Source organism: Thioalkalivibrio sp. ALMg3, from assembly GCF_000381225.1.
Taxonomy (GTDB): Bacteria; Pseudomonadota; Gammaproteobacteria; order Ectothiorhodospirales; family Ectothiorhodospiraceae; genus Thioalkalivibrio; species Thioalkalivibrio versutus.
In genome coordinates, this window is sequence record NZ_KB906240.1 from 1 (window position 1) to 1,348 (window position 1,348).

Consider the following 1,348-nt stretch of genomic DNA (forward strand, 5'->3'; position numbering starts at 1 on the left):
GCGCGATCGGCGATGTCCTCGCGCACCTCGGTGAAGTTCGGGTGGTCCTGGGTGCGCGCCAGGCGCGCCTCCTTCAGCGAGACGTCGTAGTAGTCGTTCAGGTTGTCGACGCCGACCACCTGGTCGCCACGCTCCAGCAGGCGCAGGCTCAGGGCGCTGCCGATGAAGCCGGCCGAGCCGGTTATGAGTACTTTCATTCTTTTCTTTGTGTTGGTGTTTGTTGATTGATGGGTTGTTCGCGGGCGGACCCGCTCCGACATGTGCTTTTGGAGCCGAGGATTTTCGGCGCTTTCGTCGTGGTGACGAATCAACGTCTGCGGCGTTCCCGGAGACTGCCGCGTCGCTGCGCTCCTCGCAGTGACGGGGGTGTGTTCTTTGGCTTCCCGGGAGCCGCGCTGCCCCTCCGCCATCCCGGAAACTGCGCCACCCCACCGTCATCCCGGAAACCGCGGAGCGGTTATCCGGGATCTCCCACGTTCGGGCGGCCCCACCGGTGGAGATCCCGGCTCTTCGCTTCGCTACGGCCGGGATGACGGGGTGGGAAGACGTACGGCCGGGATGACCGGGAGGGTGTGCCGGACGGGTCGTGGGCATGTGGGGTGGCCGGCTCTGGCGGGGGCTTCGCCGCCAAGGCGGCTCCTACGGGGTGGGTGGCTCATCCGCGGGTTTGGCGTCTTGCACCTCGGCGCGGAGTTGTTCGATTTCGGTCATCAGGGCTTGGTGCTCGGCGCGTTTGCGCTGCAACAGGCCGTACGCCAGGCGGGCCTTTTCCTGCAGGCCGCTTGGCGTGAGCTTGTACAGGTAGGCCGAGCGGTTATCCGAGCGGCGGAAGTTCTGCGCCTTGACCCAGCCACGGTCGAGCACGGCCTTGAGCGCGTAGTGCGTCTTGCCCACCGACAGGCCCAGAGCCCGCGCGAGCTGGCGCTGGCTCATGTCCGGCTCGCGCTCCAGCAGGCGGAGCACTTCCAGATGAAGGTCGTCTTCAATCAATAGGTTATCGATTCGGTGGGCAGCGTTTGGGCACGCTACCGCCGGGACGGTGCACCCGGATTATTCGCGGGCCCGCCCTGGGGGAAGCTGCTGACTGTGCGTTCACCGGGTGAACGAAGGGCGAAAGTAGAGCATATCGGCCGGTCGCATGGCAATGGGACGGGCGTGTAAGAGAGCAAAACGGCACAGACTGATTGTTCACACTCGCCGCGACGATGGTCGGCATGACGTGTAGCGAAGGGCGTTGGCGCAGGTGGCCTTTGACTGTAGGAGATTCTATGTCTCTCCACAAGGGATCTTAGGTTGGTAATCGGTCTGATTTTTCATCAGGGCGAAGGCGACGCGGGCCAGCTTTCGA

Annotated in this window: 2 protein-coding genes; both read right to left on the reverse strand. The window is 64.3% G+C overall.

The genetic code is table 11. The annotated features are described in order from the left end of the window. Positions 1 to 197 (reverse strand): GDP-mannose 4,6-dehydratase (locus F622_RS13520; protein ID WP_038096479.1); only part of this gene is annotated, 197 nt, incomplete at its 3' end. Between the two features lie 442 nt (positions 198 to 639). Continuing rightward, the gene (locus tag F622_RS0113330; RefSeq protein ID WP_019572123.1) at positions 640 to 990 is read right to left on the reverse strand and encodes a MarR family EPS-associated transcriptional regulator; all 351 of its coding nucleotides are present in this window, start codon (positions 988 to 990) and stop codon (positions 640 to 642) included. Positions 991 to 1,348 lie beyond the last annotated feature (358 nt).